The organism is Lignipirellula cremea (assembly GCF_056501455.1).
Window position 1 is genome coordinate 953003 of the sequence record NZ_CM151415.1, and the last position, 16633, is coordinate 969635.

The 16633-nt window shown below is 65.9% G+C and carries 8 protein-coding genes and 1 tRNA gene; 3 read left to right on the forward strand and 6 right to left on the reverse strand.

Annotated elements, in window-relative coordinates; all coding sequences use genetic code 11:
- Positions 1-295 precede the first annotated feature (295 nt).
- Positions 296-1768, reverse strand: a complete 1473-nt coding sequence (locus SH602x_RS03740; RefSeq protein ID WP_479475532.1) for a DUF1501 domain-containing protein — start codon at positions 1766-1768, stop codon at positions 296-298.
- A gap of 272 nt (positions 1769-2040) precedes the next feature.
- Positions 2041-4518, reverse strand: coding sequence for a DUF1549 domain-containing protein (locus tag SH602x_RS03745; protein WP_479475533.1), 2478 nt, complete (start codon positions 4516-4518; stop codon positions 2041-2043).
- Between the two features lie 321 nt (positions 4519-4839).
- Here SH602x_RS03745 and SH602x_RS03750 point away from each other — a divergent pair, with 321 nt between their 5' ends.
- The 3 genes from SH602x_RS03750 to SH602x_RS03760 all read left to right on the forward strand — a co-directional run bounded on the left by SH602x_RS03750 (position 4840) and on the right by SH602x_RS03760 (position 10833).
- A complete protein-coding gene (locus tag SH602x_RS03750) occupies positions 4840-8370 on the forward strand; it encodes a PPi-type phosphoenolpyruvate carboxykinase family protein (RefSeq protein ID WP_479475534.1) in 3531 nt (1176 codons plus the stop codon).
- Between the two features lie 25 nt (positions 8371-8395).
- Positions 8396-9445, forward strand: coding sequence for a cell division protein ZipA C-terminal FtsZ-binding domain-containing protein (locus tag SH602x_RS03755; protein ID WP_479475535.1), 1050 nt, complete (start codon positions 8396-8398; stop codon positions 9443-9445).
- Between the two features lie 143 nt (positions 9446-9588).
- On the forward strand, positions 9589-10833 hold the full coding sequence (locus SH602x_RS03760) for a PQQ-binding-like beta-propeller repeat protein (RefSeq protein WP_479475536.1): 1245 nt from the start codon (positions 9589-9591) through the stop codon (positions 10831-10833).
- 292 nt (positions 10834-11125) lie between these two features.
- Here SH602x_RS03760 and SH602x_RS03765 read toward each other — a convergent pair whose 3' ends face one another.
- The 4 genes from SH602x_RS03765 to SH602x_RS03780 form a co-directional block, all read right to left on the reverse strand.
- Positions 11126-12229: a slipin family protein gene (locus SH602x_RS03765; protein ID WP_479475537.1), complete on the reverse strand. Its 1104-nt coding sequence runs from the start codon at positions 12227-12229 to the stop codon at positions 11126-11128.
- A 624-nt stretch (positions 12230-12853) separates the two neighbouring features.
- Positions 12854-12926 (reverse strand) — tRNA-Ile (locus tag SH602x_RS03770).
- 288 nt (positions 12927-13214) lie between these two features.
- The gene (locus tag SH602x_RS03775; RefSeq protein ID WP_479475538.1) at positions 13215-14444 is read right to left on the reverse strand and encodes an IS4 family transposase; all 1230 of its coding nucleotides are present in this window, start codon (positions 14442-14444) and stop codon (positions 13215-13217) included.
- Positions 14445-14741: 297 nt separating this feature from the next.
- Positions 14742-16631, reverse strand: coding sequence for a sulfatase-like hydrolase/transferase (locus tag SH602x_RS03780; RefSeq protein ID WP_479475539.1), 1890 nt, complete (start codon positions 16629-16631; stop codon positions 14742-14744).
- Positions 16632-16633 lie beyond the last annotated feature (2 nt).

Genomic DNA, 16633 nt, shown 5'->3' on the forward strand with positions numbered 1-16633 from the left:
GCCGCGCTCGATTCCCTGCGAATCCCCGGTTCGTAAAGCTCCCTGAACGACGGAGACAGTCTAACGGAAGCGACAGCGCAGCGGGCGCTCGTTCGGCGATCGACGCAGTCGCGAAGCAGGGTGGGCATGCTGAGCGGGGCCGGATCGCTCATCGTTTCGTCGCGGCCGAAGTCGTCACGTTTCCAGGTCGGAACGCGGTTCGAATCGTGCGGATCGAATTGCATTTCCGACTCGAACCTGCATGCCCACCCTGCTGCGCGATATGGGCATGGCACACGGGAGATTCCGATCGAGGCTACGCGATCAGTTCGTGGATCGGCTCGGTCGCTTCGACCCCGACCAGCTTCCGGTCGAGCCCGCCGAAGAAATAGGACAGCGTATTGGGATCGACGCCGAGCTGATGCAGGATCGTGGCGTGCAGCCGCTTAACGTGAAACGGCTTGTCGACAGCGATGGCGCCCAGTTCGTCGGTCCCGCCGACGCTCTGGCCTCCCTTGATGCCGCCGCCCGCCATCCACATCGTGAAGCCGAAGGAGTTGTGATCGCGTCCCGTCCCGACCGCGTATTCCGCCGTCGGCTGGCGACCGAACTCGCCGCCCCAGACGATCAGCGTCTCGTCGAACAGCCCGCGGTTCTTCAGGTCCTGGATCAGGGCCGCGATCGGCTGGTCAGTATTGAACGCGTGGTAGTCGTGGTTCTTCTTCAGGTCGCCGTGGGCGTCCCAGTTGTTGTCGTTGTGGTTGCCGCCCGAGTAGAGCTGGATGAACCGTACGCCCCGCTCGACCATGCGTCGGGCGAGCAGGCAGCGCTTGCCGAAATCGGCGGTCCGCTCCTGGTTGACGCCGTACATCTCGAGCGTCCTTTGGTCTTCCTGCGTCAGGTCGACCGCTTCCGGCGCCGATGCCTGCATCTTGTACGCCAGTTCGTAGCTGTTGATCCGGGCGGCCAGATCGCTGTTGTCGGCCCGCGCGGCGAGGTGCTCCTCGTTCGCGACTTTCAGCGAATCGAGCAGCGTCCGCTGGGCGTCGCGGCCGATGGCTTCGTCGGGCGTCAGGTTCAGGATCGGGGCGCCCTTGGACCGCATCACGACGCCCTGGTACGTCGCGGGCATGTAGCCGCTGGACCAGTTCTTCGCGCCGGAGATCGGTCCGCCGGTCGGGTCGAGCATGACCACGAAGCCGGGCAGGTTCTCGTTGACGGTGCCCAGCCCGTAGTTGATCCAGGAGCCGAGCGCCGGATGGCCGCTCAAAATCTGGCCCGAGTTCATCTGGAGCATGGCCGAGCCGTGGATCGGCGAGTCGGCGGTCATACTCTTGAGGAAGGCGATGTCGTCGACGTGGTGCGAGAGATGCGGAAACAGCTCGCTGACCCACTGCCCGGATTCGCCGTACTGCTTGAAGCTCCACTTCGGACCGACGACGCGACCTTCGTTCTTCTCCCCGCCGCGACCCTTGGTCTTGACCGGGATCGTCTTGCCGTCGAGGTCGTAGAGCTTGGGCTTGTAGTCGAACGTGTCGACCTGGCTCGGCCCGCCGTACATGAACAGGAAGATGACGCTCTTCGCCTTGGGGGCGAAGCGATGGGCGGCTGCGGCGAGCGGGTTCCCGAGCGGCGTCTGACCGTCGGCGGCGACCGCCTGCTTCGCGAGAAAGCCGTCGCGGGCCAGCATCGACGAGAGCGCGACGCCGGTGAATGCGGCGCCCGATTCCCACAGGAACTCGCGTCGCGTTCGGCCACAAAACGATCCGGCGCTTCGGCGGTCAGTCATCTTCGTTCTCCGGTCTCGTCTATGGTCATGGGCGAGCGGGGGACGGAAGTCCCTGGAGTCTTCCGTAGGTCAGGCACTGCCTGACGGCTACTTCGATTCGGTCGACTAGCTCGCTTCAGCGTTCAGGTTCGGCGTTTTCAGACACGGTCCAAGCTGCAAGAAACTCGATCGTCGCTGCACTCGATCGACGGACTCGGGGGACTTCCGTCCCCCGCTGGCCGATGATGTCGCTCGACGACGGTCCTTCAGTACTCGAATCGATCAACAGGCAATCAGTCCAGGAACACGAACTCATTCAGGTTCAACGCATACAGGCAGGCGAGGTCGAATGCGGTCTCTTCCGACAGCGAATGCTCGGCCTTGAGTCGGTCCATCAGCGCGGCGACTCGTTCGATCTCTTCGGCGTCGGCTTCGCGGGCGAGAACGCGCTCGAGCAAAACGCGGATCTGCGTCTTGCGGTCGGCGTCGCCGAGTTCCTGACGGATCGTCGCGGCGAGAATCGCGGCCTGCTCCTGGGCGAAGTCGCCGTTAAGCAATTCCAGCGCCTGCTGCGGCTGGGTCGTCATGAAGCGGGCTTCGCAGGTCGCGTCGGTCTCCGGGAAGTCGAACACCGCCAGCAGCGGGACCGGCAGCGAACGCTTTACGTGGACGTAGACGCTCCGGCGGTTCTGGTTGGCCGGCGATTCGTTGAGGTCCCAGCCGGCGCCGAACTGCGACTGCCCTTCGAGGACTTCCTTCGACAGCTTCGGGTGCACGCTCGGTCCGTGCAGGCGATCGTTGAGCGAGTCCGAGACCAGCAGGATCGAATCGCGGATCTCTTCGCCGCTGAGCCGCCGCATGTCGAAGCGCCAGAACAAGTCGTTCCGCGGATCCTTCGCCAGCGCCTCGTTCTGAGCGGCGGACGACATGCGATAAGCGTTCGACAGAAGGATCTCGCGGTGGACGTCCTTCAGTCGCCATTCGCTGGCGACGATCCGCTCGGCGAGCCAGTCGAGCAGCTCGGGATGCGTCGGCGCGTCGCCGAGCAGGCCGAAATTGTTCGACGAACGGACGATGCCGCGTCCGAAGTGAAACTGCCACAGGCGATTCGCCAGCACGCGCGACGTCAGCGGGTTGTCGTCTTCCGCGATCCAGTCCGCCAGAGCCTTGCGCCGACCGGAGGAGCGATCGGTCGCGGGACGTTCGATCTTCGGCGCGGGGGCGCTGAACAGGGTCGGGAAGCCGGGCGCGACCTCCTCTTCTCCGGGCGAGTGCGGATTGCCGCGCATCATCACGAACGTCGGCGGCGGCTGGTGCAGCGGGTTGCCGATGCCAAGCGCCTCGTTTCGCGGCGGAAGCTCGGTCTTCTCCAGCGCCTGCTTCCGGTCGCGAAGTTCGCGGTAGTTTTTCCACGCCTGCTCGTCGAGGTGATCGCGAAGCTTCTCCTTCAGGACCTTCTCCCGATCGCGCCCTTCGGTCGCGCGCTGATCTTCCGCCGACATGCGGACGATGCCCGACTGCTCGATCTCCCGCAGGGTCTTCTCGACTTCGCGCTTCTCGCGATCGAGCTGGCGGTACTTTTCCTGAACGTCGGGCGACGAAAGATCGACGAGCGCCCGGTGGTCGCCCACCCGCGGAACGTCCTGGAAGAAGGCGACGAGCTGGTAGTAATCCCGCTGCGGGATCGGGTCGATCTTGTGGTCGTGACACCGGGCGCAGTTAACCGTCAGGCCGAGAAAGGCCTGGCCCGTGACGGCGACCAGATCGTCGAGGCCGTCGAAGCGGGCCTGTTCTCGGTCGGCGGGCTCGTCATCCCACAGGCCGAGCATGTAGTAGCCCGTCGCGATCTGCGCCTCGTGACTCTCCGGCGCGATTTCGTCGCCGGCGAGCTGCTCGCGCACGAAGGCGTCGTACGGCTTGTCGGCGTTCAGCGAATCGATGACGTAGTCGCGATACTTCCAGACGTGCGGCTTCTTTCCGTCGCGTTCGAAGCTGTTCGTCTCCGCGTAACGCACCAGGTCGAGCCAGTGCCGACCCCAGCGTTCTCCGTAGCGGGGATCCGCGAGCAGACCGTCGACCAGCCGTTCGTAAGCGTCGGGACGCTCGTCGGCGACGAACGCGTCGACCTCGGCCTTCGACGGCGGCAGGCCGATCAGGTCGTAGGTGATGCGGCGGATCAGCGTCCGGCGGTCGGCCGGTTCGTTCATCGTCAGTCCCGCGGGCTCCAGCTTCGCCAGCAGGAAGGCGTCGATCGGCGAGGCGACGGCGTCGACGTGCTGCACCTGCGGAACGGGCGGATTCGTGCGGGGCTGAAACGCCCAGTGGGCTTCCCACTCGGCGCCCTGATCGATCCAGCGGCGCAGCAGATCGACTTCCGCTTCCGTGAGAGCCGCGCCCTCGGGCGGCATCCGCAGGGAATGGTCTTCCTCGGTCACGCGAGCCAGCAGAGCGCTCTCGTCCGGCTTGCCCGGAACGATGGCATGTTCGCCCGAGTCGAGATCGGCGAGGCTCGTTTCGCGCGAGGAGAAATCGAGGCCTCCTTCCTGATCGCCCGGTCCGTGACAGGCGAGACACTTCTTCGCCAGGAGGGGTCGGATGTCGCGGCCGAAGTCGACCGCCGACAGTTCTTCCGGAGCCGCTTCGTCCTCTTCCTGACCCCACGCCGCGGTCGCGCCGCCGAAGCCGATCGTCAGCGCGACGCCGAACGCGAAGGCCGTCAGCAGGCGACGGGTTCCCGTCGAACGATAAATCTCGGGCAATAGCCGGGGCATGAACGATTCTCGCCGGAAGATGAGCGGACGACGGCGGGAGAACGCGGCCCCGAGGGGCGCACGCTCGCGGGGGCGGGTGCATTATGTAAAAGATGTTTACGAAATCAAGGCTGCGAGCCAGGCGGCGCAGTTCCGATTCCGGCGACCATCTCACGCTCTATCTTCTGCGGTCGACCGGCGAGACTCAAGCATGTAGCGCCCCGCGGTCGGCGGGAAGATCCGTCGAAAGCGCCGACGGCGACAGGCGTAAGCCCCGGAAAATCCATTATCATTGGCGGCGATCTGCCCCACTGAACTCTGTAACTGCCGGGGATTCGCAGGATGAATGACGCGAAACGCGCCATCGGTTATCGGTCGCATCTCTCGCACGAGGCGCTCGACGGCGAGTACGAGCGTCTGGCGCGTCACGCGAACCTGCAACTCTCGGCGCTCGGCCTGCCGTCGTCGTTCGAGCGGGACGATCAGGAACTCGCCGACATCGCCGGCTCGCTCGTCCAGAATTATCGGCAGCAGCTCGATCTGCTGACGGACGAACGCTGCGCGATCGACCAGCGGATCGAGGGCTTCCTCGCCGCCTACATGGCGGATCTGAACCTGGCCGAGCCGCTGCGCCTGCCGGATCGCACGCTGATTCTCGATCGCCACGGGATGGCCCGCGCGCTCTCGCTTCCCGTGGACAGCGACTACTACAAGAACGAGTGGCTGCAGTCGTACCGCGTGAAGAACGGCGTCCTGCATAACCCCCGCAGCGATCGTCGCACCACGGTCGGAACCTTCCACATCGCCGAAGGCGGCCTGCCGATTCCGGGCGACAAGAAGGCGGTGCCGAAGGCGGTCTTCGCCCGGCTCTTCGAGGCGGCGCTTCACCCCTCGCACGATTCGCTGCGCCTCCCCTTCACGGCCAATCAGGAGACGCAGGCGGAGACCTTCGTTTCGCTCTACCTGCGGCCGCTCGTGCGCCCCGAGGTGCCCGGGGTTGAGCCCGAACGGAAGATGGAAATCCGCTTCTTCGTGCCCGGCACGCTGGTCAGCAACCTGGACTTCGTCGAATCGATCTTCGGCAACGCGGGCGATCCCTGGCTGCCGGAGAACGACGCGGCGCTCGACGTCGAGCGCTGGACGGGCCACACGGGCTGCGTGATCCTCGCGCCGAATCTGCTGAAGCTGACCAAGAAGGAACTCGGCCTGCCCCGCGCGAGCGAGGCGACCGAGCGTCAGCGTCGCGACGGCATGTGCTGGTCCGACGAGGGCGAACTCTACAACGAGGGCCAGGCCTTCAAGATTTCCTGCCGCGACGCGTCGGGAACGGTGATCACGCTGATCGCCGACAACTATTACGGCTACTGCAAGAAGGAAGTGAAGACGCAGATCTCCTTCGCCGCGAACCTGATGGGGAACGCCGAGGAAGAACATGCAGGCGGCGCCGTCGCCTTCGCCGGCTACAGCCTGGGCGATCAGTTTCAGGCCGACAGCCGGGCCTACAACGGTCGCACCTTCGAGGACGTCGTCCGCGACTATGCCTCGTTCATCGAGGTGCAGGCCGACGGCTACGGCAAGGATCAGCGCTATCCCGATCTGATCTACATTCCGGAGAACGCCTTCGCGACGCTGCGCGGCCAGTGCATCACGTGGGATCATGAGGGCACGCAGCGGAAGATCCCGCTGCAGCCGGGCAAGGTCTACATGACCCCCAGCGGCTACAAGCTCCGCATGGAGAAGCATCCCGAAGCGCCGAGCTGGCGCCTGATCGGGACCGTCGCGGAGGGCGTCTTCTGCCACAAGCCCTGCACCGTCTCCGGCGGCGGCAAGAGCGAGATTTCGAAGTCGGTCGCCGACTACATGCACTACGGGCCGGTGTTCGTCACCGACGCCGATGCCGACCTGGCCCACGTCAAGCGGCTGATGGACTTCGACTATTCGCGGCGCTGGAAGCCGGGCGCCGCGGGAAGTCCCGACTACCGCATCCGCACCAGCCGCAAACTGCTCGATCCCGCCCGATCGCTGGGAAGCGTCATCAAACTGCTGACGCCGTCGTCCGACTACACCGACGAATACAACGAGACGCTCCGCAGCATCCCCGACGAGATCAAGGCGCTGATCTTCGTCATCAAGCGCTTTCAGGAGCCGGGCTGGGAGGAGAACTGGCACGAACAGTTCGGCGTCGACATCATCAACGGCGAGCCGGGCCACGAGCTGAAGTTCCGCGATCGCAAGCTGATCGGATCGTATCTCCGCGTCGGCTATTTCAAGACCACGACCTGGCGGACGTTCAAACTCCGCCAGGACTTCGCCGCCGCGTTCAAGTTGCAGACGGAGGACGACATCACGGCGTCGACCGTCGTGCCGCGGGCTCTCTTGGGCGACGTCGGTCCGGGAGTGGAAGGCGAGAGCCTGAAGCTGGCCGTGAACTGCGAGTATCGCCTGTTCCAGCGACCCGACGAGGCCATTCACCGCGGCTTCGACAAGCAGGCGGAAGCCGATCTGGCCGGGGGCGATAACTTCGTCTCCAACTTCGAACCGCTCAGCAAGAACGACGTCCACGACATGCTCCTGCTGGTCGCCGACTTCGACGCCTTCAGCGAGCCGATGCAGCGTCTGCTGCGGGAGATGGCCGACGATCCGACGGCGAACTTCGTCGTCTGCTCGGCCAATCCGCGGAAGGTCGACGGAAAGCCGAGCAAGAACCCGCGATACCTTCAGAACCGGCCCGACCTCGTCCGTCCGTTCGATTACTACGTGGCGGAGACCGGCATGCGGCTCCACCGGGCGCTCTCTGCCGACGCGCCCGTCGTCGCGCCGGTGAACGCCGTGCTGATGGGTCGCCGCAACAACCCGCCCGAGCCGGACAAGGGAATCAAGGAGCTCGCGGTCTACAGCCCGATTCACTATCAGGAGCTGCCCGAGCTGTTCATGGACTTGATCGCGTCGCTGACGGGGAAGAGCCCTTCGACGACCGGGTTCGGTTCGGAAGGCGCGCTCACGAAGAGCCCCTTCAACTGTCTGCGCGTCGCGGCGGATCTGAATACGGCGCTGGTGTCGTACCTGCTGACGGGCCTGGCCGGGTTCTCGACGCCGGCGGGTCACATCGGGCCGAACGTCCGCGTCGACCACGACATCAGCCTGCTGATCCCGGAAGTCTGGTGCCGCATCTCCGTGAAGGAGCGGGAGCCGTCGCTCCTCATTCGCGAGGGCTACCTCGAACCGCTGCAGGACGTTCAACGCGGCGAGACCGTCGTCCCCGTAAGCCGCCTGGGATATCGCATCACCGAGCGGTTCGTGCAGCGCTTCTTCGGTCGTATCTTCGACAACCCGGACAAGGTTTTCGACGAGGCCATGCTGCGACCCGAATCGCAGGACGAGGAGGCTTTCCTCGACGGCGTGGCCTACATCGCCGAGTCGCAACGCACCGTCGCGCAGGGCCTGATCGAGGACGGCACGATCGAAGAGCTTTGTCCGCCGCTGGCCGCGCTCGTGCAGATCATGGCCGAAGGAACGTGGAACGGCCTCGACGTCCACAGCCCCGAATTCCGGGCCCTGTTCACGCGCGAGGCCCTGCTGTCGAGCGACTGGTACCGCGAGCGTCTGGTCGCCTATCGCGACCGCGCGCTGGAACGCTGCCGGAAGATCGAAGAGCGCCTGGAAGCGACCCGCCGGCGCTACGCCGAACGCTACCTGCGTCCGCCCCTCGATCTCGACTCCCGTCAGGAATCGATCGAGCGTCAGAAGGCGAAGCTGAACGCGCCCGACTTCCTCGAACGGTCCGTCGGAACTCTCGGCGCCGATCCGATGGGGCAGACGGCGAAGAGCGGCGCGGCGAAGGAACTGGAATCGAGCGGCGCCGCGGCGGACTGAGCCGCGCGTCAGCGGAGGAACCGATATGACGGACGATTCAGCCGAGGAAGGCGACGACGATCTCGCGTACTTCGGAGCGGACGGTCTGGAACTGATCCCCGCGTCGATGAGTCGAGAGCGCGCGGCCCTTCTTCCGACGACCCCCTCGGAGGACGCCCTCCACGTGTTGGGATCGATCGACCTCCCCTCGATCGTCCCGGTCGACGACGAGGATCGCGACTATCTGCCCGATCCCTCCGTCTCGTGGATCGTCGATGCGCGAGTCGCCGGCGACCCGGCGCTCGATCCGCAAAAGGTTTCCGCGATCTTTTATCAGGATCGGTACAAGCGACTCGGACGCTTCGTCATCTTCGGTCGCGACGTCGACACGGGGCGCTGGACGTATCTCATCTCGGCGGAAGGACCGACGGCGGTCGATCGCCTGAAATTCGCGTTCGACTATCTCGACGTCGTCGATGCGGAGGCCTCGCTCCCTGACGGGCGAATCTACGAGGAACGTCTCGCCGCGCTGGCCGAAGGGATGCAGGCGCTGGGCCAGGCGACGGTGTCGGCCGATCGTCCGCCCGAAGACGCAGCGGACCGATCGAGGCTGCTCGTGGAGATCCTCGGCGAACTGGACATGATCGCCGTGCTCCGGCTCGAAGCGCCCGCGGGCGAGCCGTTCGACGCGAAGCGCATCTGGGACGCCATGCTCTGCCTGGGCCTGGAGTGGGGAGACATGGACTGCTTCCAATGGCCGAACCCTTCCGGCGTCGGCGACGATTCGTTCTTCAGCGTGGAATCGTCCACGCCGCCCGGCTACTTTCTGCCCGAGGATATCGCCGCCGGCGGAGTCGCGTTCGACGATCTCCTGTTCGTCTACTCCGTCCCCCGCAACGCCCGGCCCGTCGAGACGTTCGACGCCATGCTCCGCGCCGCGGAATACTGCGGAGAGCGCCTGGGCGGAACGATCGTCGACGAGGAAGGCGACGCGATCGACCCCGCCATGATGCGCGAAGCGATCGCCCTCGTCGCCGAACGCCTCCGCGCCGCCGGTTTCGAGCCCGGCGCCGACGCGACGCTGCAGCTTTTTTGAAGCGGTCGCAGGTACGGCGCTTCAAAGGAACAAGGCAGCCCGCATTCCGCACGTTGCATTGCCTCGCTCGGCGGGGCAGAATCCTGTTGTCCGGTTGCGTCTGTCCGCCTGCCTGTTCGCCGCTTCTCCGAAAGCCCGCCTCGATGCGTCTCTTCTTCGCGCTGCTGCTTGCCTGCGGTCTCTGCTCCGTCGCCGTGGGGCAGGAGTGGACCCGGTTTCATGGACCGAACGGCCAGGGACGCGCGGAGGGCGTGACCGTTCCGGCGAAGTGGGCCGCGGGAGACTATGCCTGGACGGCGGATCTGCCGGGGATCGGCAATTCGTCGCCGACGTTGTGGGGCAAGGCGCTGTTCGTGATGTCGGCGAACCCCGACGACGCCACGCGGTACCTGCTCTGCTTCGACGCCGACAGCGGCAAGGAACTCTGGCGGAAGAGCTACGCGTCGCGACCGCACCATCTCCACAATCGCAATACGTTCGCCTCCTGCACGCCGGCCTGCGACGCGGAGCGGGTCTACTTCGCCTGGTCGAGCGACGACGAGACGACGCTGATCGCGCTCGATCACTCGGGCGAGCCGGTCTGGGAGAAGTCGCTCGGCCCCTGGGTCAGCCAGCATGGCTTCGCCACCAGCCCCGCGGTCTACGACGGCGTCGTCTACCTCAACGCTAACCAGGAGGGTGAGCAGCTTCCCGCGGGCGTCGAACCGGGGAAGAGCTTTCTGTTCGCTTTCGACGCGGCGAAGGGGACCGAGCTGTGGCGCCTTCCCTGCGAGAGCAGCAAGCTCTCCTACAGCGTCCCCTGCGTGGTTACGAACGCGGGCGGCAAGAAGGAACTGGTCTGCACGAGCACGTCGGAAGGGATGTTCGCCGTCGATCCGAAGACGGGCGAAATGTCGTGGAATCTGGACGTCTTCGAGCAAAGGACGGTCTCCTCCCCCATCGCGGCGGGCGGGATGCTGTTCGGCTCGACCGGTTCGGGCGGGGGCGGCAACTACCTGGTCGCGATCAAGCCGGGCGACTCGCCGGAAGAAGCCTACCGCGTGAAGGGTCTTGTGCCGTACGTCCCGACCAGCGTCGCCGACGACGAGCTGATGTATCTCTTCAACGACAAGGGGATCGTCAGCGCGATGGAGCTGGCCACGGGCGAGATCGTCTGGCAGGAGCGGATCGGCGGAGAGTTCTCCGGCTCGCCCCTTCTGATCGGCGACCGGATCCTGATGGCGAACGACTCGGGCGAGGCGCTGGTCCTGAAGGCCGGGCGCCAGTTCGAACTGCTCGGCAAGACGTCGCTGGGACAACCCTCCCGTGCGACGCCCGCGGTCGCAAACGGCAACATCTTTTTCCGCACGGACTCGAAGCTCCTCTGCCTGCCGGGCGAGAAGACGTAAGCGACTCGGAATCGAACCATGGGCGAGAAAAGCGATACGTCCGGAAGACGTCTGCGTCCTCGAACCGCCGTTCGAGGCAAGCGCTACCTGTGCGCCAAGTGCCGCAAGCGGAGCCCCCAGCCAGTGATCGCGCCGGCGCCGTGGTACTGCGAGAAGTGCCTCGCGGCAGCCGAAGCGAGGGCGGGGATGAGGGAGACTCGTTCCTGACGGCGACCGGCGACTGATCCCGAAGCGCCAGAAAACGAAAACGCCTCGGCCGCGATCGCTCGCAGCCGAGGCGTTTCTATTAGGGTCAGATCAGGTTCATGATCCGGTCGGCGAGACCCTTCTCGCCGGCGACGATCTGGAGCTTGCCGCTCGTCGCGATGCGCTCGAGGACCTCCAGTTCCCGCATCCGCATCAGGCCCGGGTTGTCCGCCAGCAGCTTGGCCGTGTTGGCCTGGCTGCGGATGGCGGCGGTCTCTTCCCGGCGGACGATGAGGTTGGCCTCGGCGGCCTTGCGGGCCTCCATGACCTTGTTCATCAGCTCCTTCATGTCGCCCGGCAGGATCAGATCGCGCACCCCGACGGTCGTCACGGCGAGACCCAGCCGCGCCGCACGCTCCTGCAGCGCCGCGAAGGCCTCGACCGAGACGGACTCCTTGTCCGCCAGTACGGCATCGAGTTCCCGCGCGCCGATCGCCGCACGAAGAGCGAGCTGCGCCTCGCGGTAGATCGCCTGACGAACGTCGTCCGACTCGCTGACCGCCTTACGGGGATCGACGATGCGGTACGTCGCCAGGGCGTTCAGCCGGAGCGTCACCTTGTCGGCGGTCATGATCTCCTGACCCAGGATCTCGACCGTCGTTTCGCGAAGATCGACCTCCACGACGCGCGCATCCTCCGCGCCCTTCCAGAAGGCGTACTGCCCCGGGGGAAGGGTCTCTAGGAAGCGACCGTCCAGGAAGAGCACGCCCGCCCGATCGCGCTCGACCGTGCAGACGTCCAGCGCGGGCCGGGCCGTCGGCGCCTTTACGATCGCCTTCAGTTCCGGATGCTCCAGTCGCGCGACCGAAGCGTCGAACGTTTCGACGCGGACGTCGTGCCGACCGGTCCAGTAGACGTACAGGCCCGGGGTCAGAGCCGCGTGGAAGCGACCGTCGATCCAGACGAGCGCCCGCTGGCGGTCCTTGAGGTCGACGACCGTCGCGCGACCCTTCAGGGCGCCGCTCTTCACGATCTCGTCCAGCCGCGGGTGCACGAACTGCGTCGCGCGCAGGTTGGCGAGCTCGATGCGCGTGCGACCTCGGGGATCGAAGATCCAGCGGATGCCCGGTTCGATTAGGCCGACGAACTGGTCGTCCCGGAACTTCAGGCCGAGCTCGAACTCGCGGATGTGGATACGGTGCAGGAACATCAGGGCCTCCCTCCTTTCTCGAGGGGGCGAACGGGAAGAAGCCGATCCGGCCGCCGCGGAGTGCGACGACCGGTCGGTGAAGTAGCTCCGCTCGTCGCCGTTCCGCGATGAGAGCGGATGCGGCATGACGCACGGGTCGAGCCCGACGATGCCGATGAGGGGCGAATGGCCGCAACCCGGTTCGTCGGACGATGGCATACAGGAGTTTCAATCTCAGGCGTCGCTAGGATCTCGCTGCCGAGTCGTTCGGCAGGAGACGCGATGCGATTTCTACGTGAGCCTTCCGAAGACGAACGGTCGTTCGATCGCGCGAGCGGATCGCGGAGCGAGCAGGATCTTCGCCCGCTTCGTCGAGGTCCGTTCGCTTCCGCGAAACGTTCGACGCCGGCGCTGGGCCAGCGAGGATCGTTCGCTACGGCGATGGACCTTCGACGAGTCGCGGCGTCGATCGCTGGCTCGCTGCAGGGCGTTCGTTCGCGTTGCCGGTTCCGCCCCTGGCTTCACTGGCGCCGAAACGCTTGCGAAGGGGGACAGGTCGGCGGATCTTGCGTCGTTCGTCTCCGTCAGGCCTCAGGGTCGACGTTTTCAGCGTCGGGGAGCCATCGCCCTCATCGGGACGGCGGCGAGTCGGTACGGGAGTCGAACCCGTGACAGCCAGATTATCGGTCTGGAGCTCTACCTCTGAGCTAACCGAGCGTCGACGCCGCTTCGTCAGAACCCATGTCCGGAACGTGCGTCCTTCGATCGCTTTCGCGAGCGACGCACGCCGCTGGCCCGCGACGCCGACGCCACATGGACAGTCGGTCGGCAGGACGGTTCGCGAGAAATAGAAGAGTTTCGCGATGGAAGGTGCGGCTTCCAAGTCGCACGCCTCCTCTTCTCCTTCGGGTGGCACTGGCTCTGCAAGCGCTTCACCTTGAATAGCGCCAAGTCGACTCTCTCCCACTCCGACACTGGCAGAGCCAGTGCCACCCAACGCCGTGCGTCAGATGAGTAGGCGGAGCGGCTTTAGTCGCGTGGCCAGTTGAAGTTGTCTCGCGCTGGGCGGCTGGATTCCAGGCGGCTGAGGAGGGCGGTGACGTTTCTTTCGCGGGTAGGGTCGCGTCGCTTTCGGGCGCAGCCGGACGTACCGGTCCTTCTTGCAGTCGGCGAAGACGCCCGCGCAGCTTCGGCGATCGCGACAGGCTCTTCGAGGCGGAGCGGCCTTGTGCTTCCTCGGCGGCGAGCCTGCCCGAAACGTGCGTCGCACGACCTGCATCGCCGCGGCGTAAGAGACTTCCGCGGGATCGTCGCCGGCAGCGGACAGATCGCGGGCCGCCATCAGCCCCAGCAGCCAGACCCCCAGCACGCACCACGTCAGTTCCAGTTCGCATCGCGACGGCGTGCGGCTGCGCAGCGTGCGACGCTCGAGCGTCTGCTTCGTCGTGCGATAGAAGACCTCCACGCCCCAGCGCCGGTCGTAGAACGCTTCGGCCTCGGCGTCCGACACCCGGTCGTCGTCCGGCACGCTCGTCACGAGATAAATCGGAAGCTTGCCCGGCTTCCGAACGACGATCAGACGCAACTCGATCGGCGGCAGGCCGGCGTCCTGCTTGTCGGCAGGCCAGAGATAGACCGTGCGACCGGGAACGTCGCCCGGATAACGCAGGCCGTCGATCAGTCGCACGTTGCCGCCGACCCGCATCAGGAAATGGCGTCCCTTCGCCAGCAGCGCGGCGCAGAGGTCGTAGCCGACGAAGCCGGCGTCGGCGACGACGAGCGCATCGCCGGGGAGTTCGTCGACCATGTCGAGCAGATGCGTCCGTTCGCCCGCCGTCCCCGGTCCCGTGCGAAACGCCCAGGGAAGTCCCAGCCGCAGATGATAAAGAACCGTCAGCGACATCTGCGGCATGCCGTCGGGCTTTCCGACGTCGCCCAGCGCCCGCTGGTTGGCCGGCGTGCGAGGACAGGCGAGTCGACTGCCGTCGACCGCGAAAGGCTCCCAGCGTTTCTGCCGACGACCGGCTCGCGAAGCGCCTGCTTCGTCCGAAATCCCGAGCATGACCTCGCGCAAGCGGGCGACGACGCGAGGCACGAGACGCTCCCTTTCACGAGCCAGGGCGTCCATCCAGGCGTTGTACGAGTTCGCCTTTCGCCAGGCGGGACGGATCGTGCGCAGAAACGTTTCGACGACGCGAAAGCGCTCGACCGCTTCCTTCGGCTCGGCCCAGGCCATGAACAGGCCCGACCAGACCAGACGATGCGGCGTCCAGACCGAGCCGCCATGGACGATCAGGGACGAAAAAGCCGCACAGGCAGGACCTCGCGCATCGCCGCGGCCAGTCGCTCGGGATACGATGCAATCATGTTGGGGCCTCTCGATCGGATCGGAACTTTAAGCGGAACCGATGATGACCGGAGGCCCCAACTCTTCCTAGAGCAATGCCTTACCGACCCGCCCCGAGCCCTCTTCCGCACGGCGTTGAGTGCCACCCCGAGGAGCCGAACAAGGCAGATCAAGATCGTTGAACGATCAGTTCCCTCGCAGTTTCGCCAGCAGACGCGCCACGTACTCGCCGCTGCGGGGGGGAGGGTTCGCGGGCTGCTCGATCGCGAGGACGTCCTCGACGATCGGCGACGCGAGCGGGCCGAGGCGGTCGATCGCGTCGAGCGCGAGGACCGTCGCGTAGTAGGCCGTCGCCCCCTGCCCTGCGACTTCGACGAGGGCGGCCAGACCGGCGTCGCGAGCCTGCGCGGAGCCGTAACGAATCAGCGCTTCCGCCGCCGGCACGCGGACCGGAAGGCTCTCGTCCCCGAGCCGTTCGAGGAGCTCGCTTTCCGATTCGACGACGCCGGACGCTTCCAGCATCAGCAGCCCCATCGTGCCCCAGTATCGCACGCCCGAGTCTTCGTCGTGCAGCGCCTTGCGAAGGGCGGGGATCTGCTTCGGATCGCGCTGCGAGGCGAGATCGGCGATCGGCAGGATACGTTCCAGCGGATACTTCGCCCGATCGTGTCCCATCTGGTAGGGCGTGCTGCCCTTCGACCGATCGAGCATCTCCTGCTCGGGCAGGAAGCCGACGTCCCGCATGGCGAGCAGCTTGTCGAACAGCGCCGAACGCATCCGCTCCAGGATCTCCTGATGGGCAGGCGAGCCGGCGAGGTTACGGACTTCGTCCGGATCGGCGTGCAGGTCGTAAAGCTCCTCCGTCTGCTTCGGCTGCCAGAACAAGTCCTGCTCCGGCGTGAGCTTGCCCTCCTCGTGCAGGCGATGCCAGACCTGCGTCGTGGGGGTGATGAACATGTATTCGTTATGTTGCCCCCAGGGGAGATGGGGCATGAAGTTCCGCACGTAGACGTACCGATCGTTCCGCAGCGACCGCGCGAGGTCGTACCGCTCGTCCATGCGACCGCGGAAACCGAACAGGTAATCCGACGGCGGCGCGATCTCCGTTCCGAGGAATGCGCGGCCCTGCATGTACCGCGGGATCTCCGCTCCGGCGAGCGACAGGACCGTCGGCGCCAGATCGACGAAGGCGACCAGTTCCTTGCGCTTGCCGCCGATCTGCCAGTCGGCCGGCGCGAGGTCGCGGAACTTCTCCGGCACATGCACGATCAGCGGCACGCGCAGGCCCGAATCGAGCGGCGAACGCTTGTTCCGCGGCAGGCCCGGCCCGTGATCGCCGTAGTAGAAGACGATCGTGTCGTCGGCGAGGCCCGCCTCTTCCAGTTCGGCCAGACGCCGTCCCATCTCGGCGTCCATGTCGCTGATCTTGTCGTAATACTGCGCCCAGTCCTGGCGAACCTCGGGCACGTCGGGATGGTAGGCCGGAACGCGGACGCCGGCCGGATCGTGCACCGCCTTGTGGGGGCGCATGCGGATCTGGCTTTCGTGCGTCGTCGTGACGTTGAAGACCGCGAAGAAGGGCGAGTCCGCCGGGCGATTCTTCCAGTGAGCCTTATTGCTGGCTTCGTCCCAGATCTTGCCGAGGTCGAGGTTGTAATCCGTCTTGCTGTTGTTCGTGCAGTAGTACCCTGCCTCGCGCAGCAGCGTCGGATAGGCATGAAATCCTTCCGGCAGGCTGACCTGGCTCCGCATATGCTCGGCGCCGGTCGAGGGGGGATACATGCCGGAGATGATCGTCGTTCGCGCCGGCGCACAGACCGGCGCGTTCGACCAGCAGGCGAGATAGAGCGATCCCCGCGCGGCGAGCGAGTCGAGATTGGGCGTCGTCGCGTATTCGTCGCCGTACGCGCCAAGGTGCGGACCGTTGTCCTCGCTGGTGAGCCAGAGAATGTTCGGCCGGTCGGCAGCCGCGAGGGGCGAAGCGACGGCGAACGTCAGGCAGGCGATCGCGGCAAGGCAGGCGAACGCCGCGAAGGAGGGCGACGAGAGAGCGGAAACGCGCAGAGCGAAGGGCATAA